This window comes from Xylanibacter ruminicola 23 (assembly GCF_000025925.1).
Classification (GTDB): domain Bacteria; phylum Bacteroidota; class Bacteroidia; order Bacteroidales; family Bacteroidaceae; genus Prevotella; species Prevotella ruminicola.
Genome location: NC_014033.1, coordinates 3,048,924 through 3,072,412 on the forward strand (window position 1 = coordinate 3,048,924; position 23,489 = coordinate 3,072,412).

Below are 23,489 nucleotides of genomic sequence, written 5' to 3' on the forward strand. Positions count from 1 at the left end.
CGAGTACTCCTACGGAAGGATTTTCATTACAACTGATGGCTATGTATATATGCTTTGACAGCTCGCTGTACCTCAGTACTTTTTGTTTTGTTGGTTATCAGTTGGTAGATCGGTATTACATCGTCGCCAGTCAGCAGTACGAGCGATAGATTATCGTTATTTGCTTGGTTCCACCATTCAGCAATAGCTTTTGATGATTTCTCTTTGCTGAGAGGTAATTGAGCGAATTCAGTTGAAAGCCTTTGCGTGTTGCCACCATGACATTGTACTGATAGTGCGCCACCTTTTGTAGCTTTCGAATCGATAATTTTCCAATAAACGGGGTTATATACCTCGTTCATACGACGGAACATACTACATAAGAAGCAATCGTCATCGTTTGTATTTTCTTTCAGGCCAGAACGATAGAGTGATAGGATATTTATTCCCATAAGTGCACATTTGAGTACATGGGTGCCAAATCGTTCTACAATACGTTCAGCGCTTTCGTTTTCAAGTGCTTGTTTGAAATCATCAGTCAGGATACGGTCAATATATCGTTCAGTCGGTATCAGCAGTTTCTTTTCATATACGGCGTATCTGTCCATATACATCATAAACGAGTAGTTATCGCTTCGCTCCTTGCTTTCCTTAAACAAAGGATTGCTTGTAAAAGTACCAGCGAAATATACGTCGCCTGGTTCGCCCTCGAGTGTAAATCCTTCTGCTCTACGCAAACCATCCAAGAAAGTCCATGAATACCCAATGCCACTTACCAGACTTCCTGTTCCGCTACTGGCCACAATAGATGTCATCTCGTCTGGTTCTATTTTGTTCAGGTCGATCACATTCTCGCGCAGGCATTCGTTGCTAAGATATGGCCCCGTTATATCGTAACCTGAGCCCAGATATTCTTTTGCAGCAAGAGGCATATCGGCCGATAGGTTGGTGATGGTTTCCTCTTCGGGTACAGCAACTTCGCCCTTGTTAGTAGGGTCGTTATTATCTACGATATCTTCATTATTACTGCTGCAAGAGACGAGAGAGAAGGCAGTAAGCGCAATACATATTGTTCTCCTGAAATTAATTGTAATCATACCTTATATAATTGGTTATAGTGCAAAAGTACTAATTTCTGTCAATACACAAAAAATAATATCCCTATAATTAATGAGGGAAATCCCTATTATTCTATTATCAAGCGTGCTATATTCTAAAATACTTTAGCAGTTCTTTATACATATCTTGGGCTGTAAGACAAGTATCTGTAAGGTAGCCGTTAATATGTCCCCATTCTCGCAGACCTCTATAATAGAATATCTTCAAATCATCTGTAATAATGAATGGAACAATATTATTGGCTAGGCACTCCTTAAACATCAGCAATCGACCAACGCGACCATTACCATCTTGGAAAGGATGAATCTGTTCAAGCCGCACATGGAAGTCAAGAATATCTTCGAATGATTTCTTGCCTTTATGATTATATTCATCCAATAGGGTTTTCAACTGCTTGTGTACATCCTCTGGTGCACAAGTATCCTGTCCACCAACCTCGTTTGGTAATCGTTTATAATCGCCAACGGCAAACCAATCCTTACGACTATCAGAAGTTCCTGATTTCAGCAACAGATGCAGATGCTTTACCAGATTTTCTGTCAGTTTATCCTCTGTATGATCGATGATATAATCGATACAACGGAAGTGATTAACTGTCTCTACAACGTCATCCACATTTATAGCGCTGTCAGTAACACCAATCGTATTAGTTTCAAAAATATATCGAGTCTGATCGTGGGTAAGCTTGCTACCTTCTATATGATTAGAGTTATAAGTAAGGTCTATCTGGGTGCGATGATAAATACCACCTTTTAGTTTCGATGCCTTCTGCTCTCTCAACGCCTTAAGAAGTGGCGATACCTTTTTATTTTTCTCACCACGCTTGGGCAAAGCAGCATCTGCAGGAATATTCCAAGTCTTTCCTGTTAAGAAAGCCCCCTCTATCTTCCCTTGGGCACAATAATTTCGGGCCGTACGCTCAGAAATACCATACTTTTCTGCAAACTTACTAACTGATATATACTCCATGTTTCAACGCTATCGGCAAGTTTTTACGCCAATTCACGCCACAAATATATAACTTTTTGCCGATACCGGCAAGTTTTTGAAACAAAAACCACTAAATACTTCACTTTTTAACTCAATGAATCATGGAGTCGGTTCCATGATTTCCAGTAAATTCGACAGAACGGCGTTTTTTGTTCCCAAGGTGGGAATGGATTGTTCCCTAACTGGGAATAAAATGTTCCCTAGTTGGGAATAAAGTGTTCCAAAGAAGGGAATATCCCCTAAGGAATAGGTCGAACACCTTGTAGGCATAATCTGAATCACTTGTAGACATAATCCGAATGACTCATAGAAATAACTCGAATACAATAACCTATTTTATATATAGTTTATCGAATTTTTCTCTCATCTCTCAACAAATCGCTCAAAACCCGCATAAACACTAGGGATTCGAGCGATGAGAGATTCTAAAAATCCCTCCCTAATCTCTCACTAATCTCTCACCCGATCCCTCCAGACACACACACCTCAGCCAGATTTTAATATTTAAAGAAAAAACCGAAAATAATAGCCAAAAAACTTGCAAAACTTCCTGTGAGGGTTTCCTGAGAGATTGTTGAGAGATTAGGGAGAGATTCCAAAAATCTCTCACCCATCTCAAATCCTTTGTACACGGGCGTTTCGAGAGATTTCTTGAGAGATGAGAGATTTTTTAATATGATATAACAAAAGAAAGCCGCAACCCTGAAAAGGTTGCGGCTCTATTTATATAAGAGGTGTATCGCTTATGCGAATGGATTCTCTGTTGGGTAGTAATCGCCCTTGGGGAAGTTGTAGTCGATCTCGTCAACGGGGATACCCATGTACTTGAGAACCTCCCAGAGATACTTACCCTGATGGCCGAGACAATTTTTCCGCCAATTATTTCTTTGTTTCAGAAAAAATCGTTAACTTTGCCAACCTAAAGTCAAACCATATAAAGTCACAGGTGGTGATTAGATAATGAAACAAACAGAATTACTTTGCAAAACTATTGAGCAAGCGCTTCATCAGGAGATACGCACGCCAAAAGATTTCGACCAGCTGAGAGAACGCATCTTTCTGCGATTACATCAGATGCTTAGTGCCACAACCCTTAAACGTGTGTGGGGCTACTTAGACAATGAGGGCGAACCAAGCGTGAGAACACTCGATACCTTAGCCCAGTTCATTGGTTACAAGAACTATCAGGCGTTTTGCATGCACTCTCCTGCTGATGGCATGGAGCCAAGTAATCTGGCCATGAATCGCCATCTGGATGTAAATGCCGACCTTGCTGTGGGAGAATGCTTAACACTCTATTGGCTACCTGACAGAGTGTGTCATATCCGCTATGAGGGCGATATGCGTTTTGTGGTTACAGCATCAGAGAACACTCGTCTGAAAGCAAACGATACCTTTTGCTGTAGTCTGATTATCGAAGGTGAGCCACTATATCTTAGTCAGTTGCAACAGGGCGATCAGGAACAAACCAATTATGTTTGTGGCAAACGGGGAGGCATTAGATATGAGCGATGATGCTTCAAGCTACATAGTAAGTGATTTCGAGGGACTCAGCTCCACCTTCTCCGAGATGGTTGAATTGCCATCTACGGGCTATTGTCGTTTGTACAAAGCCAAACGCTATGGGCGATGGTTTCTGCTCAAATGTCTGAAGCAGGAACTATCATCCGATACCGCCTATCAACAGTTGCTTCGCAAGGAATTCGAGATTATGATGCGCTTGCAGCATCCATCTATCATGCAAGCCATTGGTATGGAGGATGTTTTGATAGCTGACGGGCATTACGAACGATGCCTCATAGCCGAATGGATTGATGGCAAGACGCTGGCTCAATATCTTGAGGCCAATCCCAGTCGTAGCGATCGCCAACGCATAGCTATCGATTTGGCAGAGGCTTTGGCCTACATTCATCACCAACAAGTGGTACATCGCGATCTGAAGCCCTCAAACATCATGATTACCTACAACGGCAGTTATGTGAAGATTATCGACTTCGGACTAGCTGATACCGATAGTCATGCCATACTGAAACAACCTGCTGGCACATTGAAGTATATGGCTCCAGAGCAAGCCACAAAAGCTCTACCAGATGTTCGTAACGATATCTATTCGCTGGGAGTCATACTTCTGGAGATGGATATATATAAAAAGGTGGCTGAGCGATGTCTACGCCCCATCCATCAACGCTATCAGAATATGGACGATCTGCTTGCCGCCCTTCATCAGCAGCGCAAGTGGCATTTCAAGCTTATGGCATCAGCCATGATAGCCCTGGTTGTCATCTTTGCTTTGATAGCAAAAGTGAATGCGATAAGTCATAAAGCCTCTGATTTAGAGAAACATACGGCTGAGCTTAATTTTCAGGTGAAAGTGCTGAACCACGAGATTATTGGCTTCGAGGACCCTGAGGCAAAGCAAAAATGCATCAGCCATTGGGATTATGATCACGATGGTGAACTGAGCTATCAAGAAGCAGCCTCAGTAAAGTCGCTTGGCGATGTGTTTACAAAGGACACGCTGTTGCGATCGTTCCCAGAACTGGAACACTTTACTGGTCTTAACGAAATTGATGCTTGTGCCTTTTGGGATTGCACCCACCTGGAGTCAATCCGCATACCTCGAACGGTACGTTTTATCCGCCAGAGTGCCTTTCGCCATACAGGTCTGCAGATGATAACCATCCCCAGTAGTGTCGTAGCTATAGGCGACCATATACTGGAAGAGTGTCCTGAGCTTGAAACAGTCATCTTCGAATCAGTATTACCCAACACCAACGATGGTGCTCATCATCTGGTTGACTGCCCCAAACTCTCTGCTATCTTTGTGCCAGAGTTCTATATGACAGAAACGAATGAGAAGAAATCTTGGCAGAGTCTCAAACCATATATCCATAAGTATATAGAGTTTCGCGATCCGGCAGTTAAGTCCGTCTGTGTTAGTCATTGGGATAGTAATGGCGATGGCGAATTGTCTATAGACGAGGCTATGGCTGTTAACTCGCTTGGTGGTGCTTTTTCTGGAAATACGGCTATACGCAGCTTTGATGAGTTGCGCTATTTCACAGGCTTGAAAGAGATAGAGGCAAATACTTTTAACGGTTGTTTAAATCTAAAGTCTGTACAACTGCCTCGCTCTGTAGAAACGCTTGGCGAGAATGCCTTTCTGAAATGCGACTTTAACGCGTTTTACATCCCATCTGGCGTCACTCATATTGCCTCTACAGCCTTGGGTGAAAACCATCATCTGTGTAAGGTAGAAATAAGTGCCGATAATCCCGTTTATGATAGTCGCGAAGATTGCAATGCCATTATAGAAACGGCTACCAATCAGATGGTTACAGGTAGTGCTACAGCCTTTATACCCAATAGCGTAACGAGTCTCAGCGACGAATGCTTCAACTGGTTTGATCGCGATGAATTGGTCATCCCTTCTCAGCTAACCCATATAGGTACTTGGGCCTTGACCTGTATCTTCCAACGGATATATTGTATGTCGGACGTACCCCCATTTTATCGACCAGATACTCGCGAGTCCTTTTGGGAGCATCTGCCAGAAATCTATATTCCTTATGGCTCTACAGAAGCCTATTGCCATGCAGAAGGTTGGAAGCTATTAACACATCGTCTTCATGAATTCCCAGCTAAACCAGCACCCGTAACAACAGATTTTTCATACTATTTTAAAACTTGGACCAATTTGGACCAATTAAGTTTCCTGAATTTCGATTAATTTTGCACCGAAATTAAATTTTTCGAACATATATTAATAACTTAATTCAATTCAAAGTATGAAAACAAAATTCATGTCAGTTTCGATGAGTTTACTCATCGCAGGTTTCACATTGTGCGCTTGTACAGAAGGTCTTGGTGGTGTAGGTGACAACCCAATTACTCCAGAGACTCCAACTACTCCTGATGAGCCAGAGACACCAACAGAGATTAAGGGTATTCTTTCTGAGATTTCGGTTGAATCTGAGGGCAATAACGGCGTTCTTGCTTTCACTTATGGTGATGATGGTAAGGTTACAAAAGCTGCTTATAAAAGCGTAGATCGATTTACAGGTGATTCTTACGAAGGATTATCATGCACCTTTACCTATGAAACTGATAAAATAACCGTAAAGGCCAAAAGAGACGATAATGTAGAGACTAAGGTCTATACCCTTACCGATGGTGTTGTTACAAAATATGCAGATGATTATGGCTACGATGAGTTTACCTATAAGGATGGTAAACTGATTGGTTTCAAGGCCTGGGAGAAAAATGAAGAGTCAGGTGAAATGGAAACTGATGAATTATTTGATTTTTCTTGGAATGAAAATGTTATTGCTAGTTACGAAAGATATGAACTGAATGACCAAGAAGAAAAAGAAGATGTAAATAATTACACCGTAACCTATGGTACAGTTAAGGCTGGCGTTCTTGCTAATATCTTCTTCTATGGTGGTGGAGTCTTTGAGCTTCCTTTCTATGTAGAGGATTTGGCTGAATCAGCTCCTATCTTCGACAAACTTGGCGCAATGCCTGAGTATCTGCCTGAGAAGTTGGTTAGAACTTGGAAAGAAGAAGGAAATGATGTCACAAGAACCATTACTGCAAAATACACCTTGGATAGCAACAACCTTGTTACTAAGGTCGTTGTCAAGGTTGTTGAAGGCGAAAATACCGAAGAAACAACTTACAACCTTAAGTGGAAGTAATCCTATCACAATTTATATAAATCAAGAAAGCCGCAACCTTGAAAGTTGCGGCTTTATTATTTAGAATGTATCGCTTATGCGAATGGATTCTCTGTTGGGTAGTAATCGCCCTTGGGGAAGTTGTAGTCGATCTCCTCAACGGGGATGCCCATGTACTTGAGAATCTCCCACAGGTACTTACCAGCGTGATCGAACATCACAGCGCAGTGGTGTGGGTAGTGCTTCTCGATGAGCACGTGACGATAGAAACGGCTCATGTTCTTAACACCGAAGATACCGATAGAACCGAATGAGCGTGTAGCTACAGGAATAACCTCACCCTGAGCGATGTAAGCGCGGAGCTTGGTGTCGGCTGTGCTCTGCAGACGATAGATAGTAGCCTTGCCTGGCTTGATGTCGCCCTCGAGAGTACCGTTTGTTACCTCTACAGGCAGAGCGCGTGCCATGATGCGCTGGAAGCACATGCTGCAGTTGCAAACCTTAGAAGAAGCGGTGTTACCACAGTGGAAGCCCATGAAGATCTCCTTGTCTGTGTACTCGTCGCACAGGAACTTCTTGCCCTTGATGCTCTCTTCGTACATATCGTTAGGAACGGTGTTGTTGATATCGAGCAACGTAACGGCATCCTCTGTGATGCAAGTACCGATGAACTCAGACAGTGTTCCGTAGATATCAACCTCGCAGCTAACGGGGATACCGCGGCTGGTGAGACGGCTGTTTACGTAGCAAGGAACGAAACCAAACATGGTCTGGAATGCAGGCCAGCACTTGGTGGTGAGTGATACGAACTGGCGGCAGCCCTTGTGAGCCTCGATCCAGTCGGTCAGAGTGAGCTCATACTGAGCGAGCTTAGGCAGAACAGAAGGAATCTTGTTGCCAGCACCCAGCTCATTAGCCATATCCTTCACTACATCGTCGATACGTGGATCGCCCTGATGCTTCTGGAACGACTCGAGCAGGTCGAGCTCTGAGTTCTCCTCGATTTCTACGTCGAGATCATACAGGGCACGGATAGGAGCGTTACAAGCCAGGAAATTGTTTGGACGAGGACCGAAGCTGATAATCTTCAGGTTCTGCAGACCAACGATAGCGCGAGCGATGGGCAGGAACTCGTGGATGAGCTCAGCGCAGTGGTCAGCATCACCAACTGGCTCCTCTGGGATATAAGCACGAGTCTTACGCAGAGACAGAGCGTGGCTGGCATTCAGCATACCACAGTAAGCATCACCACGACCATCAATCAGGTCGTTCTGAGTTTCCTCGGCAGCAGCACAGAACATAGCTGGGCCATTGAAATACTTAGCCAGCATGGTCTCAGAAATCTCAGGACCGAAGTTACCAAGATATACACAGAGTGCATTACATCCTGCCTTATTGATATCCTCGAGGGCCTGCTGCATGTGGATTTCGCTCTCAACAATGCAGATAGGGCACTCGTAGATGCCATCCTTACCGAATTTCTTCTCATACGCAGCGATAACAGCCTTACGACGGTTAACAGCTAATGACTCAGGAAAACAGTCGCGAGATACAGCGACGATTCCAACTTTAATTTTAGGTACGTTGTTCATATTAAAATGAGTTTGTTAATAAAGTAATGATTTTCGTTTCAAGCCACAAAATTATAATTTAATCTCGAAACAACCAAGAAATTTAGAAAAAATAACAGCGGATGATACAATTCTAATATATGGATGATACATTTAAAACATTTTTTGTTACCTTTGCAAACGTAATGGAACAGTTAAGAGAGAAATACGAAAAGTTCAAGGCGTGGCAGGTAAGACCTCACGAGGTTAAAAAAATGACTGCCGAGAAGCATGTGTGCGCCACTTGCCAAACAGAATTTCATGGCAACTTCTGCCCCCGATGCGGACAGAAAGCTGTCATCGGTCGTTACTCGTTCAAATCGGCATTTTTGCTGTTTTTGGACGTTTGGGGCCTGGGCAATCGTGGCATGTTCCGAACCATTCGCGACTTGCTGTTGCGTCCAGGTTACATGATTCGCGACTATCTGAGTGGCATGCAGATGGCGTATTTCCCTCCGTTCAAGATGTTCTTCCTGTCCATAGCCTTATTGGTACTTGTACAGTCGGGCCTGAATATCAGGATGGAGAATGTCATCAGTCAGAGCAAGGAAGTAATTACGCAAAACCTTGACGAAACATCCAGCAACCTTGACAAAATGGCCGACAACATGAGCGAAGCCGCTCCACCTGACACCATACAAATTAACGAAAAAAAATTAGCTATCGAGAAAGGCGAAGATGGCAATTCCATAAAAGTGAATGGGAAATATTTCGGTTTGAAATTCGCAGAAACTCTCCAGAAGTTTTTCCGTTGGATCACAGACAACCAGACAGCTTCTCAGTTCCTTTTACTACTCGTTTTGTCGGCCCCAATGTACCTTCTTTTCCGCCACAATAAAAAAATTCCAGACATACACTACTCTGAGTTCTTTGTCTCGATGGTTTACATCACAAATTTAATGACACTCATCAGTATTGTTGGAGACTTTTTCTCTCCTGGAAACGTCTTAATGAGTATAGTAGCTGGCGCCGCGAGCATCGTACCCCTGAAACAGCTATATGGTTACAGCTATATCAAGACATTCTTTAAGGTTGCACTATCATTTGTGCTATTGTTTTTGATGGCTATCTTATTGGCAGGTATTTTTGCTGCTTTGGCATTCCTATACGTTCTATATATATTGTAGTATATAATTTTTGGCTTTTAAATTTGGTGTTCTGCTTACTAATTTGTATCTTTGCACCCGTATTTATTATGTACGGAAACAATTAAAATTAAAAGATACAATGGATTACAATTTCAGAGACATCGAACAGAAATGGCAGAAGCGATGGGTTGAGAATGGAACCTATCGTGTGGTGGAAGACAAGAACAAGAAGAAATTCTATGTACTGAACATGTTCCCCTACCCATCAGGAGCAGGTTTGCACGTAGGTCACCCACTTGGCTATATCGCCAGTGATATCTATGCCCGCTACAAGCGTCAGCAGGGATATAACGTACTGAACCCCATGGGTTACGATGCTTACGGACTGCCCGCCGAGCAGTACGCTATCCAGACCGGTCAGCACCCTGAGAAGACCACTTTCGAGAATATTAACCGTTACCGCTCACAGCTGGATAAAATAGGTTTCAGTTTTGACTGGGAGCGCGAGGTTCGTACTTGTGATCCTATCTACTATAAGTGGACCCAGTGGGCTTTCCAGCGCATGTTCAAGAGTTACTTCAGCACTTCATCGCACAAGGCCCAGCCAACCATCAAGCTGATTGAGCACTTTGAGCTGATGGGTACCGAGAACTGTAATGCCCTTGGTACAGAGGAGCTGCACTTTACTGCTGCCGAGTGGAACGCCTTCTCAGAGAAGAAAAAGCAGGAGGTACTGATGAACTACCGTATAGCCTATCTGGCCGAGACAATGGTTAACTGGTGCCCTGCACTTGGTACCGTATTGGCCAACGACGAGGTAATCAACGGTGTATCAGAGCGTGGTGGTTATCCTGTAGAGCAGAAGAAGATGCGTCAGTGGTGTCTGCGTGTATCGGCTTACGCACAGCGACTGCTTGACGGACTTGATACTATCGACTGGACCGACTCGCTGAAGGAAACCCAGCGTAACTGGATTGGACGTTCTGAGGGTACTGAGGTTGAGTTTAACGTTGCCGACAGCGATAAGCACTTTACCATCTTTACCACTCGTGCCGATACAATGTTTGGTGTAACCTTCATGGTGCTGGCTCCTGAATCAGATCTCGTAGCCGAGCTGACAACTGCCGACCAGAAGGCTGCAGTAGATGAGTATCTGGCTTATGTAAAGAAGCGCACAGAGCGTGAGCGCCAGATGGACCACAAGGTAACAGGTGTGTTCTCGGGTAGCTACGCCATCAATCCATTTACCGACGAAAAGATCCCCATCTGGATTTCAGAATATGTACTGGCTGGTTATGGTACAGGTGCCATTATGGCTGTACCTGCGCACGACAGTCGCGACTACGCCTTTGCCAAGCACTTTAACCTGCCCATCATCCCACTGATTGAAGGTGCTGACGTAAGCGAGGAGAGTTACGATGCCAAGGAGGGTATTGTTTGCAACTCGTCATCAGCTAAGTTCAGCTTGAATGGCTTGACTGTTAAGGAGGCCATCGCTGCCACCAAGAAATATGTTACCGAGCAGGGCTTGGGTCGTGTAAAGGTTAACTACCGTTTGCGCGATGCCATCTTCTCACGTCAGCGCTACTGGGGTGAGCCATTCCCTGTTTACTATAAGGACGACATGCCTTACATGATTCCAAAGGAGTGTCTGCCTCTCGAGTTGCCTGAGATTGATGAGTACAAGCCAACCGAGACTGGTGAGCCACCATTGGGACGTGCTAAGATGTGGGCTTGGGATACTAAGACCGACAAGGTGGTATCAAAGGACGAGATCGACAACAAGACCGTATTCCCACTCGAGCTGAACACCATGCCTGGTTTCGCAGGTTCATCAGCCTACTATCTGCGCTATATGGACCCCAAGAACGAGCAGGCGCTTGTTAGCAAGGATGCCGATGAGTACTGGCGTAACGTAGATCTGTACGTAGGTGGTACAGAGCACGCTACAGGTCACCTGATTTACTCACGTTTCTGGAACAAGTTCCTCTTCGATTCAGGTTACAGCTGCGAGGACGAGCCATTCAAGAAACTGGTTAACCAGGGTATGATTCAGGGTCGTTCTAACTTCGTATATCGTATTGAGGACGAGGGTGCCGACAAGGGTAAGTTTGTAAGCTTGAACCTGAGAGGTAACTATAAGGAAACCACTCCTATCCACGTAGATGTAAATATCGTATCGGCTGATATTCTGGACATTGAGGCCTTTAAGGCTTGGCGACCAGATTATAACAATGCTGAGTTCATCCTCGAAGATGGCAAATACATCTGTGGTTGGGCTATCGAAAAGATGTCGAAGTCGATGTTCAATGTGGTTAATCCCGATATGATTGTAGAGAAGTATGGTGCCGACACCCTGCGTCTTTACGAAATGTTCCTGGGTCCTGTTGAGCAGAGTAAGCCTTGGGATACCAACGGTATCGATGGCTGTCACCGCTTCCTGAAGAAGTTCTGGAACCTCTTCCAGAATGGATTCGACGAGGGCGCTGCTACACCCGAGAACCTGAAGAGCGTACACAAGCTTATCAAGAAAGTATCTACCGATATCGAAACATTCAGCTATAACACATCTATCTCGGCCTTCATGATTTGCGTGAACGAGCTGGGCCAGCAGAAGTGTAAGAACAAGGAGATGCTGAAGACACTTGTTATACTGATTGCTCCTTTTGCACCCCATATGGCCGAAGAGCTTTGGGAGATGCTGGGTGAGCAGGGTAGTGTATGCGACTCACAGTGGCCAAAGTGGGAAGAGAAGTATCTGGTTGAGAGCGAGGCCAAGCTTGGTGTTGCCTTTAACGGTAAGACTCGCTTTGATATGACTTTCCCTGCTGACGCCGACAATAAGACCATCGAGGAGGCTGTACTGGCCGATGAGCGCGCTCAGAAGTACCTCGAAGGTTTCCAGGTAGCAAAGGTTATCATCGTCCCTAAGCGTATGGTGAACATTGTTTTAAAGAAATAATGACTATCGATCATAAGATTATTTGGAATGAGGTCAAGGACTATATGTTTATAGCCCTTGGCCTTTTTCTCTATACCATCGCCTTCACAGTATTCCTGATGCCCTATCAGATTGTGGCAGGAGGTGTCACTGGTTTATCAGCTATCATTTACTATGCTACAGGCTTTCATCTGGAAAACACCTATATCATCATCAACGGTCTGCTACTGATAGTGGCCCTGAAGATACTGGGGTATAAGTTCCTGATGAAGACTATCTTTGCCATTTTTACGCTTTACTTCATGCTGCGATTTGCGCAAGACATCATCCCAAAGCAGGATAATGGCTTGCCATTCAAGCTCATGGGTGAAGGACAGGATTTCATGTCGATGATCATCGGCTGTGTGATTACAGGTATCGCCCTGGCTACCGTATTCCTGCATAATGGCTCTACTGGTGGCACGGATATCATCGCAGCATCAGTCAACAAGTATCACAACGTGTCTTTGGGCTCTGTACTGATAGCAGCCGACTTCTGTATCATCGGTTCGTGTATGTTCTTCCCACAGTTCGGCACCTATCTGGAGCGTGCTCATAAGGTGATGTTCGGTTTCTGTGTGATGGCCATGGAGAACTACGTACTCGACTATGTCATGAATGCCCGCAGGCAGTCGGTACAGTTCTTTATATTCTCTCGCAAATGGCAAGAGATAGCCAACGCTATCGGCACCCAGATGAATCATGGTGTGACTATTCTTGATGGTCATGGATGGTACACTGGTAAACAGATGAAAGTGCTCTGCATCCTGGCCAAGAAGAACGAGAGTGTAAACATGTTCCGACTCATCAAGATGATAGACCCTAACGCCTTTGTATCGCAGTCGAGTGTAATCGGTGTATATGGCGAGGGATTCGATGAGATGAAAGTAAAAATCAAGAATATCGAAGAAAAGAAAAAGATGAAAATAGTATTTGCCACCAATAATCTGAATAAACTCAGCGAGGTTAGAAAGATTCTTGGCAACAAGTTCGAAGTACTGTCGCTTGGCGAGATAGGCTGTCACGACGACATCCCTGAAAAAGGTCAGACACTGAAGGATAATGCCCTGATAAAAGCCCAATGGGTTTACGATAAGTATCATGTTAACTGCTTTGCCGACGATACAGGCTTAGAGGTAGATGCACTTGGAGGTGCACCTGGTGTTTACAGCGCCAGATATGCCGGCGGTGTAGGACACGACTCTGAGGCTAACATGAAAAAGCTGCTCTCCGAACTCGAGAACAACGATAATCGCAAAGCCCGATTCCGCACCGTTATCGCCCTCATCATCGATGGAAAGGTAACCACCTTTGATGGTATCGTAAACGGTGTAATTACCGAAGGTAAACGAGGCGGCGAAGGTTTTGGATACGATCCTATCTTTATGCCCGAAGGTTATAACAAAACATTTGCCGAGCTGGGTACGGGTATTAAGAATAACATCAGTCATCGCGCCAAAGCCGTGCAGAAACTGGCCGATTATCTATTAAAAAGGTAGTGTATGAAGAGGTTGCTTGCCATCGTATTTACAGTATGCTATTGCTACTTGGCAACAGCGCAAATAGGTACATGGCGCAACTATCTGGCCTACCATGATGTTCAGCAGATATGCAAGGCTAACAACGAGCTGTTTGTGCTGGCATCGAACAATCTTTACCAGTATAATATTGATGATGCGAGTATCACTACCTACGATAAAGTAAACGGGTTAAGTGATACCCGCATCACTCATATAGCCTGGAACCAAAAAGCCAAGCGATTGATAGCCGTTTACGAAAACTCGAATATCGACTTGATAGAACCCGATGGCGACATTATTAATATATCGGCCCTCTATACCAAATCGATAACCGAGGATAAAACAGTTACAGCCATCTCTATCGATGATGTGTATGCTTATCTCACCACCAGCTTTGCTATCATTAAAGTAAATATGCTGAAAGCTGAGATATCGGATACTTATACCAAAAATCATCCCGATTATCCGCACAATCTGCAACCTTATCAGGATGATTACGATAAGTATATCGCTACCGTATCAACCCTGATCCCAGAAGGACCGGCTTATAACCGCTTCTACCAGTCGAAATTCATTAATGGCCGACTCTATACCACAGGTGGTTATTTTCTGCCTGCAATGCCCGATAATGAACTTCCTGGCACCATTCAGGTGTATGATGGTAACAACTGGACGCTGTATCAGGAGCAGATTAACGAGATTACAGGTTATGCTTATGTGGATATCTGCTGTATTGATGCCGACCCTAACGACCCGGAACATGTATTTGCGGGAGGCAGATGCGGACTCTACGAATTTAAGAACGGCAAGCTTATTAACTATTATAATAAGGAGAATAGTCCGTTAATGGCTGCACTCGACAGAGGTAATCAGCTCGGAAATGATTATCTTTTAATATTAGGTATAAAGTTCGATGCTAAAGGTCATCTATGGGTGCTTAACAGCTTGGCTAAAGGGGTAAGCTTACTGGAGCTTACATCCGATTATCAATGGATAAGTCATCACCACCAAGAGCTTACCGACGAGAAAGGAATTACAGTACCAGGATTATCGAATATGATGTTTGATAGTCGTGGTTTACTTTGGTTTACTAATAACAACTGGGAGAATCCATCGGTATTCTGTTACGATACCGATCAGGACGTGATACTTAAATACGATCAGATATTAAACCAGGACGATACAAAATATACCATCTACCATATCAACTGTATTACAGAAGATAAAGAAGGTAATATATGGATAGGTACCGATGTGGGCCCATTTATGATTCAGAAATCAGAGATAGGACAATCTCAAGTTACCTTCTATCAGGTTAAAGTGCCACGTAACGACGGTACGAATTTTGCTGACTATTTGTTGAACGGCATAGCCATTAGCAGTATAGCTGTAGATGGTGGAAATCGTAAATGGTTTGGTACCGAAAGCGCTGGCGTTTTTCTTATTTCGTCAGATAATTTGATACAGGAGCATAACTTTAATATAGATAATTCAAAGCTGCTGTATAACAATATCTCATCTATCGCTATAAACCATCAATCAGGCGAAGTATTCTTCCTGTCGGATAATGGCTTATGTTCTTATCAGAGTAATGCTGTAGAACCTAACGAGCAGATGACTAAAGATAACGTGATAGCTTATCCTAATCCAGTTACACCCGATTTTACTGGCATGGTTACCATTACTGGATTAAGTTATGACGCTGATGTGAAGATTACAACAGCTACAGGTGCCATTGTAGCCGAAGGACGTAGTAATGGCGGTATGTTTAACTGGGATTGCTGTAATAAGCAAGGAAAACGCGTAGCAAGCGGTGTTTATATGGTGATAACAGCTACATCGGATGGTAAGAAAGGTACCGTTTGTAAAATTGCCGTTATCAATTAAATAAAAAGCTGGAGTTAATTAACTCAACTCCAGCATTCTATTAATTGGCTTAACAGCTTCTTTAGCTATCTCAGGATCAACCTCAATCTGAGGGCTCATAGTCTTTAAACAGTTATAAACCTTCTCGAGTGTATTTAATTTCATGTAATTACACTCATTACAACTGCATTCTAAGCCACTCTCGCTTATTTCTGGAGGTACAGGGATAAATTCCTTATCAGGACAAGTACGTTGCATCTCGTGCAGAATACCAGCCTCTGTAGCCACAATAAACTGCTTTTTATCGCTCTGCTGGGCATAATTCAGCATCGTAGCTGTACTTCCCTTAACTTCAGCCACAGCCAATACTGGTGCCTTGCACTCCAAGTGTGCCATCACTACTGCATCGGGATACTGCTTTTTAAGCTCCAGAATCTTTGAAACCGAGAAACGCTCGTGCACATGACAACCACCATTCCAAAGCAACATCTTTCTACCTGTCACCTCATTGATATAGTTACCAAGATTATAGTCAGGACCAAATATCAGCTTAGCATCCTTTGGCAACTGATCAACCACCTTCTTTGCATTTCCACTGGTCACCACCACATCAGTCAGCGCCTTAACAGCTGCTGTGGTATTTACATAACTGATAACCTGATAACCAGGATGCTCATCCTTAAACTTCTTCAGGTCTTCGGCCTTACAACTGTCGGCCAGCGAACAGCCAGCTGCCAGATCAGGACAAAGCACAATCTTATCAGGCGATAGCAGCTTACAGGTTTCGGCCATAAAGTGCACACCACACATTACCATTACTTTGGCATCAGTCTCGGCAGCCTTACGCGCCAAAGCCAACGAGTCACCTACAAAATCGGCGATATCCTGAATATCACCAATCGTATAATAGTGAGCCAGGATGATGGCATCTTTTTCCTCACACATCTTACGAATCTCAGCTTTCAGCTCCTTTGTTGTCAACACCATATTATTTTTATATTTCTTTTTTTATTTATTTTTTAAAAATAGAATAAGTAGTATGATATGCCGTGAATATCTTGATAACTTTTTAGCGTTTTTATTGTATAATTGACTATTAACTACAAAAAATCACTTATTAACCATTACTGTTAATTCTTTCTGTCTGATAATGAACCACTAAGCATACTTATCCACAATTTCCAATTTCGGTGCAAAATTAATAAGTTTATTATTTATTTTGGCATAAAAGTGTGGAAAACTTGCGAAAATATACGTAATAAACCTGTGGATATCCCCAAATGTAAGAGTGTAGGGTATAATTAACAAGTTATTAACATAGTTATCCACACACTTATCAACAGGTTTTTCCACAATTATTTGGTAGTTTGTTTTCTATGTAGTAACTTTGCAGGCAGAATGAAGAAGTTACGTACAATAGAAATGGATCGTCTGACTGTCGACGAGTTTAAGCAGGCAGACAAGTTGCCACTCATTGTGGTGTTAGATGATGTGCGATCAATGCATAATGTGGGTAGTGTTTTCCGTACGGGTGATGCTTTCCGTATCGAGGCAGTTTATCTTTGTGGTATTACCAGTACACCACCTATGGCCGAGATTCATAAAACAGCTCTTGGTGCCGAGGATAGTGTAACATGGAAATACTTCGATACGGCACTTGAGGCAGTTGAGACATTAAAGGCTGAAGGCTATGAAGTTTATTCTGTTGAACAAGCTCATGGTTCAACCATGCTTCAGAACTTTACACCTATTAATAATAAGAAGTATGCTGTGGTGTTAGGCAACGAGGTAAAAGGTGTTCATCAGGAAGTCATCGATGCTTCGGATGGTTGTTTAGAGATACCTCAGTTTGGCACCAAACACTCCATGAATGTATCAGTAACAGGTGGCATCATCATCTGGCATTTTGCAAAAAATATCATTCTTTAGTAAAAAAGTTGTTGCTTTGATGTCACATTTCTAAACTTTCTGCGTATTAAGGATAAAAGCAACAAAGAAAAAGAATGACAACTGACGAGTTTAAACAACAGGCAGAAGGGCTTAGGCTTCAATTAATCAGTGTGGCTCAGAAATATCTGGGTACTACTGATGAGGCTGAGGACATCGTACAGGATACGATGGTGAAACTCTGGCTGATGCGCGAACAACTGAAATCGCCTATTTCAGCTTTTGCCTGTATGGTAACTCGCAACCTATGTATCGATTGTCTGCGCAGAAAGCATCCCACAGTAGATATCACTCAATTATCTTACGAAGATGATCTGAGCGATGATGGCGAGCAGATAGAACAGATGCTACGCGTTATCGACACACTTCCTTCTACACAGCGAACCATTCTGCGTATGCATCATCTACAAGGTATGAAAACCAAGGAGATTGCTATCGTGCTTGGCTCAACCGAGGTGGCTGTGCGTAAAACGCTGAGTAGAGCCAGATCGATGGTACGTAAACGCTTGATAGCTATATTCGCAGCCGCATCGTTACTGATAGGCATATCGATGGTAACAGTTCATGTGCTGAAAGTAGAAAACAGCGATGAATGTGTAGCTTATGTATATGGTAAGAAATATACCGACCAGCAGACTGTTATGGCTGAGATGAAGCGAACGATGGGTGAGATGACTGAGGATAATACTCAGAATGAGATAGAACAACAGTTGAACGATTTATTTAGTAATTAAGAGATATGAAACGAGTACTGATGATTTTCATGGCGTGTTTTTGGATGCTGCTTACAACCAATGCACAGAGTGGACTGAACATAGAACCACTCTTTGCAGGAAAGATTATCCCACAGCAGCGAATGGTTGAAACACGAGTAAAAGGTAAGATGCTCTCTAAGTATCAGCTTACCTTATTTCGCAGTGTGCGCTTTCAGGCCAACAATAAGCAGGAGATAACTCGTGTACACGATCTGATTGAACTCGATAAGAAAAAGCATCCTAACAATATCTATTCTGAAAACTACTCAAGCACCAAGAGTCGTTCGAAGGAAACATTGATGCTACAACTATCCAAAGAGGGCAACCATAACCGTTTTCTGTGCTATAAACGAAATAACGAGGAGGTTACGGTTATCTATATGGAAGGTACGCTCAATTCGCTGGATACATTACGAGAATTAATTAAATAAAGATATAACGATATGAAAAAGCTATTTATTCTTTTCCTCTTGGCTGTTTCGGCCACAGTAAATGCAACTACAGTTGCCGATAACGACACCCTGACCATTCTTAAGCCTCAAAAGGTGCGTATCATCACTGGTGATTCAATCCAAAAAGTAAAAGTTTACGGACGTGAGAATGATGATAAGTACACCTACGAAAGTAAAATTCTGTTGGTTGACTCTAACTATGTGAGCGAGACCAATATTAATAAAGATACCTGGAACTTTGATTTTGTAAAGAAACATAGCAGAGGTACAGGTTATCCATTAAAAACTAATAATGCCAGTATGCGTCTGGCTGTTGGTCTTACATATGGTGCTGATGCAAAATACAATAGTTCACAGTCGGTAGGCAGTTCATGGGAAATCATGTGGACCATTATGGAGTGGGAGAAATTTAAGTACGGACAGCACAATGGATTCTCAATAGGCTTTGGTGTTGATTGGCGTAATTTCCGTATCGATGGTCGTCAGTATTTTTACAAAGCCAATGATGGTATGCTGTCAGAGCAGAGTTATCCTGCAGGCTATGAGGCCGATTTCTCGCGTATAAAGGTGTTCAGTCTGCAGATTCCTATGATGTGGAAATATCGTACCAAGAAAACAACTTTTGGCTTAGGTCCTGTCATCAACTTCAATACCTATGCCAGCATTAAGAATAAATATCGCGATGCTGATGGTAATAAACACAAGGATGTGTATAAGCAAATTCACCAGCGTCCTATCACAGTAGATATCATGGGTGAGGTAAGTATCCATAACTGGGTTAGCATCTATGCCAAATACTCGCCAATGAGTATTCTGAATTCCACCTATGGTGATGGTATTAATTTCCACCCCGTATCGTTTGGCGTATATTTCTGATACTGTTTAGGTAATAATAACAAAGAAATCCCACAGAAGTTTTGTTTTCTGTGGGATTTTTCGTAATTTTGCAGCCAAAATAATAAATACGTATTTAAGGAAATGGAAAACAAGACTTACAAGCGTACGACGGTGACGTCGGCGCTACCATACGCTAATGGCGGCGTACATATCGGACACCTGGCTGGTGTATATGTACCTGCTGATATCTATGTGCGTTATCTTCGTCTGAAGAAGCGCGAGGTATTGTTCATCGGCGGAAGTGATGAGCATGGTGTGCCCATTACCGTTCGTGCCCGCAAAGAGGGTATCACTCCTCAGGATGTGGTTGACCGCTATCATAAGATGATTAAGGATTCGTTCGAGGAGTTTGGTATCTCGTTCGATATCTATAGCCGTACTACCAGTGAGACTCATCATAAGTTTGCTGCCGAGTGGTTTAAGAAACTCTACGACGAGGGCAAGCTGACTGAGGAGACTACTGAGCAACTGTACGATGAGGAGGCTAAGCAGTTCCTGGCCGACCGCTATGTAACTGGTGAGTGCCCACACTGCCACAACGAGGGTGCCTATGGCGACCAGTGTGAGAAGTGTGGACGCGACCTTTCGCCAACAGAGCTGATTAACCCAAAGTCAACTATCTCTGGTTCTACTCCTGTACTGAAGAAGACCAAGAACTGGTATCTGCCTTTGAACGAGTATCAGGACTGGTTGAAGCAGTGGATTCTGGAGGAGCACAAGGAGTGGCGTCCAAACGTATATGGACAGTGTAAGAGCTGGTTGGATATGGATCTGCAGCCACGTGCGATGACTCGCGACTTGGATTGGGGTATCCCCGTACCTGTAAAGGATGCTGAGGGTAAGGTACTTTATGTTTGGTTTGATGCACCTATCGGCTATGTATCAAACACCAAGGAGCTTTGTGAGAAGGAGCCCGAGAAGTGGGGCAACTGGGAGAAGTGGTGGCAGGATGAGGATACTCGTCTGGTTCACTTCATCGGTAAGGACAACATCGTGTTCCACTGTATCATCTTCCCTGTAATGATGAAGGCTCACGGCAAGTATATCATGCCTGATAACGTACCTGCCAACGAGTTCCTGAATCTTGAGAACGATAAGATTTCAACCTCTCGTAACTGGGCTGTATGGCTCCACGAGTATCTGGTTGATATGCCTGGTAAGCAGGATGTATTGCGCTATGTACTGACAGCCAATGCACCTGAGACAAAGGATAATAACTTTACTTGGAAGGATTTCCAGGATCGCAATAACAACGAGCTTGTAGCTGTTTACGGTAACTTCGTAAACCGTGCCCTCCAGCTCACCAAGAAGTACTGGAACGGTGTAGTTCCTGCTTGTGGCGAGTGGCTTGACGTTGACCGTCAAGCAATTGAAGAATTTAAAAATGTAAAAATTAAGATAGAAGAGAATCTGGAGCAGTTCAAGTTCCGCGATGCTCAGTTCGAGGCTATGAACCTGGCTCGTATTGGTAACCGCTATATCACAGAGTGCGAGCCTTGGAAGGTTTGGAAGACTGATCCAAAGCGTTGCGAGACTATCCTGAACATCTGCTTGCAGTTGACAGCTAACCTGGCTATTGCCTTTGAGCCATTCCTGCCATTCAGCAGTAAGAAGCTTCGCGAGATGCTGAACATCAGCAACTTCGAGTGGGAACAGTTGGGTTCTACCGATCTCCTGGAGGCTGGTCATCAGCTGGGTGAGCCTGCTCTGCTGTTCGAGAAGATTGAGGATGAGGTTATCCAGAAGCAGCTGGATAAGCTGGAGGCTACTAAGAAAGCCAACGAGGCAGCTAACTATAAGGCTGCTCCTATCAAGGATACCGTTAGCTTCGAGGAGTTCGAGAAGCTTGATATCCGTGTAGGTCTGGTTAAGGATTGTCAGAAGGTTAAGAAGAGTAAGAAACTCCTGCAGTTTACCATCGACGATGGTTCTGGTACCGATCGTACCATCTGCTCGGGTATTGCTGCTTTCTACGAGAATCCTGAGGAATTGATTGGTAAGCGTATCCTCTTTGTGGCCAACTTTGCTCCACGTAACATGATGGGTATCGAGAGTCAGGGTATGATTCTGAGTGCCGTTGATGCCGACGAGAGTCTGAGTGTGGTTACAACCACTAAGGATGTAAAGCCAGGAAGCCAGGTAGGATAATATCTGTTCAATGGATGGAATCTTTGAAGGAAAAAACAGCTAAGGGCCTGTTTTGGGGTGGAATGAACAATGGCGTTCAGCAATTGCTCGGCCTCATCTTTGGTATCATTCTGGGTCGTTTGCTTAATCCTTCCGACTATGGTCTTATAGCCATGATTACCATCTTTTCGCTGATAGCAACCGCTTTGCAGAATAGTGGTTTCTCTACAGCGCTGGTTAACGAAAAAGAGCCAAAAGACAGTGACTATAATGCTGTCTTTTGGTTCAATATTTTTATGGGTGGCGTTATCTACTTAACGCTTTTCTTCTCAGCACCATTAATAGCTGATTACTATGATGAGCCCCGATTGGTTGCATTATGTCGTTATGCCTTTATCGGGCTGTTATTCAGTTGTAGTGGTGTAGCGCAGGCGGCTTATCTTTATAAGAATCTCAGAGCCCAGCAACTGGCTAAGGCTAGCATTACGGCTACTATCCTATCCAGTAGTGTGGCTGCTGTGATGGCTTGGCAAGGTTTTTCTTATTGGAGCTTGGCCACTCAAACTAACCTCTTTATTTTGATATCTACCCTGCTGCGCTGGCATTATAGCGATTGGCGCCCTACGCTGAAGGTTGATTTTACGTTTATCCGTAAGGCATTTCCGTTCAGCGTAAAGATCCTGATTAGCGATGTGCTGACACAGGTCAATAACAACGTGATGAATATGTTGCTGGGTCGTTACTTTAGCGCACATGATACTGGTAACTATAACCAGGCCTATCAGTGGAACAACAAGTGTACATCGCTTATCCAAGGTATGGTAAAGCAGGTAGATCAGACGGTGCTGGTAAGCGTAAGGGATGATCGCGAGCGCCAACTGGCTGTACTGCGTAAGATGGTGCGTTTTGCTGCATTTATCTCGTTCCCTTTGTTGTTGGGATTCGGCTTAGTAGCAAAAGAGTTTATTGTGCTGGCCATAGGCGAGAAGTGGCTTATATCAGCACAATATCTGCAGTGGATATGTGTGTGTGGTGCTGTGCTACCCATCAGCACATTAATGGCCGATTTCCTGATAAGTAGAGGTAAATCAGGTACGTTTATGGGCTGTACGTTAGCGTTGGGTTTGCTTCAGATTGTAGCCATGCTAACGCTTTACCCCTATGGTATTGCCACGATGGTTAAGACTTACGTAGTACTTAATTTGTTTTGGCTGTTTGTGTGGTTTTTCTTTGCCTGTAAGGATACCAGCTATACCTTATTGCTGATGCTGAAGGATATCATGCCTTTTGCTTTGGCTGCTGCAGGTGTGATGTTTGCTACAGGTTATATCACCTCGAATATTGGAAACCTGGTGCTGCTGCTCATCAGTAGATGTATATTGGCAGCTGTACTCTATTATGCTGTGATGCGCCTGGCTGGTGCGCAGATACTGAAGGAGACTACAGATTTTATGATGAACAAAATTAAAAAACAATAAGA

At 43.6% G+C, this 23,489-nt stretch carries 17 protein-coding genes; 13 read left to right on the plus strand and 4 right to left on the minus strand.

Features of this window, described 5'->3' with window-relative positions; all coding sequences use genetic code 11:
* Positions 1 to 26: 26 nt before the first annotated feature.
* Together PRU_RS12945 and PRU_RS12950 are read right to left on the minus strand one after the other, a co-directional pair.
* Positions 27 to 1,076: a lipoprotein gene (locus tag PRU_RS12945; RefSeq protein WP_013065733.1), complete on the minus strand. Its 1,050-nt coding sequence runs from the start codon at positions 1,074 to 1,076 to the stop codon at positions 27 to 29.
* A gap of 109 nt (positions 1,077 to 1,185) precedes the next feature.
* On the minus strand, positions 1,186 to 2,067 hold the full coding sequence (locus PRU_RS12950; RefSeq protein ID WP_033150585.1) for a Fic family protein: 882 nt from the start codon (positions 2,065 to 2,067) through the stop codon (positions 1,186 to 1,188).
* Positions 2,068 to 3,048: 981 nt separating this feature from the next.
* Between PRU_RS12950 and PRU_RS15465 the strand changes: the two genes are divergently transcribed.
* From PRU_RS15465 to PRU_RS12965, 3 genes are read left to right on the plus strand one after another with little or no spacing between them, the layout of a single operon-like run.
* Positions 3,049 to 3,603, plus strand: a complete 555-nt coding sequence (locus tag PRU_RS15465) for a hypothetical protein (protein ID WP_013064448.1) — start codon at positions 3,049 to 3,051, stop codon at positions 3,601 to 3,603.
* The gene (locus PRU_RS12960; RefSeq protein ID WP_177168169.1) at positions 3,569 to 5,818 is read left to right on the plus strand and encodes a protein kinase domain-containing protein; all 2,250 of its coding nucleotides are present in this window, start codon (positions 3,569 to 3,571) and stop codon (positions 5,816 to 5,818) included. Before PRU_RS15465 ends, PRU_RS12960 begins: the two co-directional genes overlap by 35 nt.
* Positions 5,819 to 5,876: 58 nt before the next feature.
* The gene (locus tag PRU_RS12965; RefSeq protein ID WP_074683902.1) at positions 5,877 to 6,788 is read left to right on the plus strand and encodes a hypothetical protein; all 912 of its coding nucleotides are present in this window, start codon (positions 5,877 to 5,879) and stop codon (positions 6,786 to 6,788) included.
* Between the two features lie 74 nt (positions 6,789 to 6,862).
* Here the strand turns inward: PRU_RS12965 and PRU_RS12970 are convergent, their stop codons facing one another.
* The gene (locus tag PRU_RS12970) at positions 6,863 to 8,359 is read right to left on the minus strand and encodes an L-fucose/L-arabinose isomerase family protein (protein ID WP_013065477.1); all 1,497 of its coding nucleotides are present in this window, start codon (positions 8,357 to 8,359) and stop codon (positions 6,863 to 6,865) included.
* A 164-nt stretch (positions 8,360 to 8,523) separates the two neighbouring features.
* Here PRU_RS12970 and PRU_RS12975 point away from each other — a divergent pair, with 164 nt between their 5' ends.
* The 4 genes from PRU_RS12975 (at position 8,524) to porZ (ending at position 15,852) form a co-directional block, all read left to right on the plus strand.
* The gene (locus tag PRU_RS12975; protein ID WP_041386260.1) at positions 8,524 to 9,504 is read left to right on the plus strand and encodes a DUF3667 domain-containing protein; all 981 of its coding nucleotides are present in this window, start codon (positions 8,524 to 8,526) and stop codon (positions 9,502 to 9,504) included.
* Positions 9,505 to 9,604: 100 nt separating this feature from the next.
* The gene (gene leuS / locus PRU_RS12980) at positions 9,605 to 12,427 is read left to right on the plus strand and encodes a leucine--tRNA ligase (protein WP_013065560.1); all 2,823 of its coding nucleotides are present in this window, start codon (positions 9,605 to 9,607) and stop codon (positions 12,425 to 12,427) included.
* Complete coding sequence (locus PRU_RS15745; RefSeq protein WP_073044448.1) at positions 12,427 to 13,944, plus strand: non-canonical purine NTP diphosphatase; 1,518 nt, start codon at positions 12,427 to 12,429, stop codon at positions 13,942 to 13,944. The genes leuS and PRU_RS15745 overlap by 1 nt, the downstream gene beginning before the upstream one ends.
* 3 nt (positions 13,945 to 13,947) lie before the next feature.
* Positions 13,948 to 15,852: a type IX secretion system anionic LPS delivery protein PorZ gene (gene porZ / locus PRU_RS12990; protein WP_013064451.1), complete on the plus strand. Its 1,905-nt coding sequence runs from the start codon at positions 13,948 to 13,950 to the stop codon at positions 15,850 to 15,852.
* A gap of 18 nt (positions 15,853 to 15,870) precedes the next feature.
* On the opposite strand, the gene nadA is transcribed toward porZ, so the two are convergent.
* Complete coding sequence (gene nadA, locus PRU_RS12995) at positions 15,871 to 16,818, minus strand: quinolinate synthase NadA (RefSeq protein WP_041386261.1); 948 nt, start codon at positions 16,816 to 16,818, stop codon at positions 15,871 to 15,873.
* 411 nt (positions 16,819 to 17,229) lie between these two features.
* Between nadA and PRU_RS13000 the strand changes: the two genes are divergently transcribed.
* The 6 genes from PRU_RS13000 to PRU_RS13025 all read left to right on the plus strand — a co-directional run bounded on the left by PRU_RS13000 (position 17,230) and on the right by PRU_RS13025 (position 23,487).
* Positions 17,230 to 17,760, plus strand: a complete 531-nt coding sequence (locus PRU_RS13000; protein ID WP_013063185.1) for an RNA methyltransferase — start codon at positions 17,230 to 17,232, stop codon at positions 17,758 to 17,760.
* Between the two features lie 74 nt (positions 17,761 to 17,834).
* A complete protein-coding gene (locus PRU_RS15470) occupies positions 17,835 to 18,512 on the plus strand; it encodes an RNA polymerase sigma factor (protein ID WP_013063971.1) in 678 nt (225 codons plus the stop codon).
* 5 nt (positions 18,513 to 18,517) lie between these two features.
* A complete protein-coding gene (locus tag PRU_RS13010; protein ID WP_049769171.1) occupies positions 18,518 to 18,964 on the plus strand; it encodes a DUF6108 family protein in 447 nt (148 codons plus the stop codon).
* A 12-nt stretch (positions 18,965 to 18,976) separates the two neighbouring features.
* Complete coding sequence (locus tag PRU_RS13015; protein WP_013065535.1) at positions 18,977 to 19,861, plus strand: hypothetical protein; 885 nt, start codon at positions 18,977 to 18,979, stop codon at positions 19,859 to 19,861.
* A gap of 102 nt (positions 19,862 to 19,963) precedes the next feature.
* A complete protein-coding gene (gene metG, locus PRU_RS13020) occupies positions 19,964 to 22,030 on the plus strand; it encodes a methionine--tRNA ligase (protein ID WP_013063560.1) in 2,067 nt (688 codons plus the stop codon).
* 14 nt (positions 22,031 to 22,044) lie between these two features.
* Positions 22,045 to 23,487 (plus strand): lipopolysaccharide biosynthesis protein, encoded by a 1,443-nt coding sequence (locus PRU_RS13025; protein ID WP_013064356.1) that lies wholly within the window; start codon positions 22,045 to 22,047, stop codon positions 23,485 to 23,487.
* Positions 23,488 to 23,489: the final 2 nt, after the last annotated feature.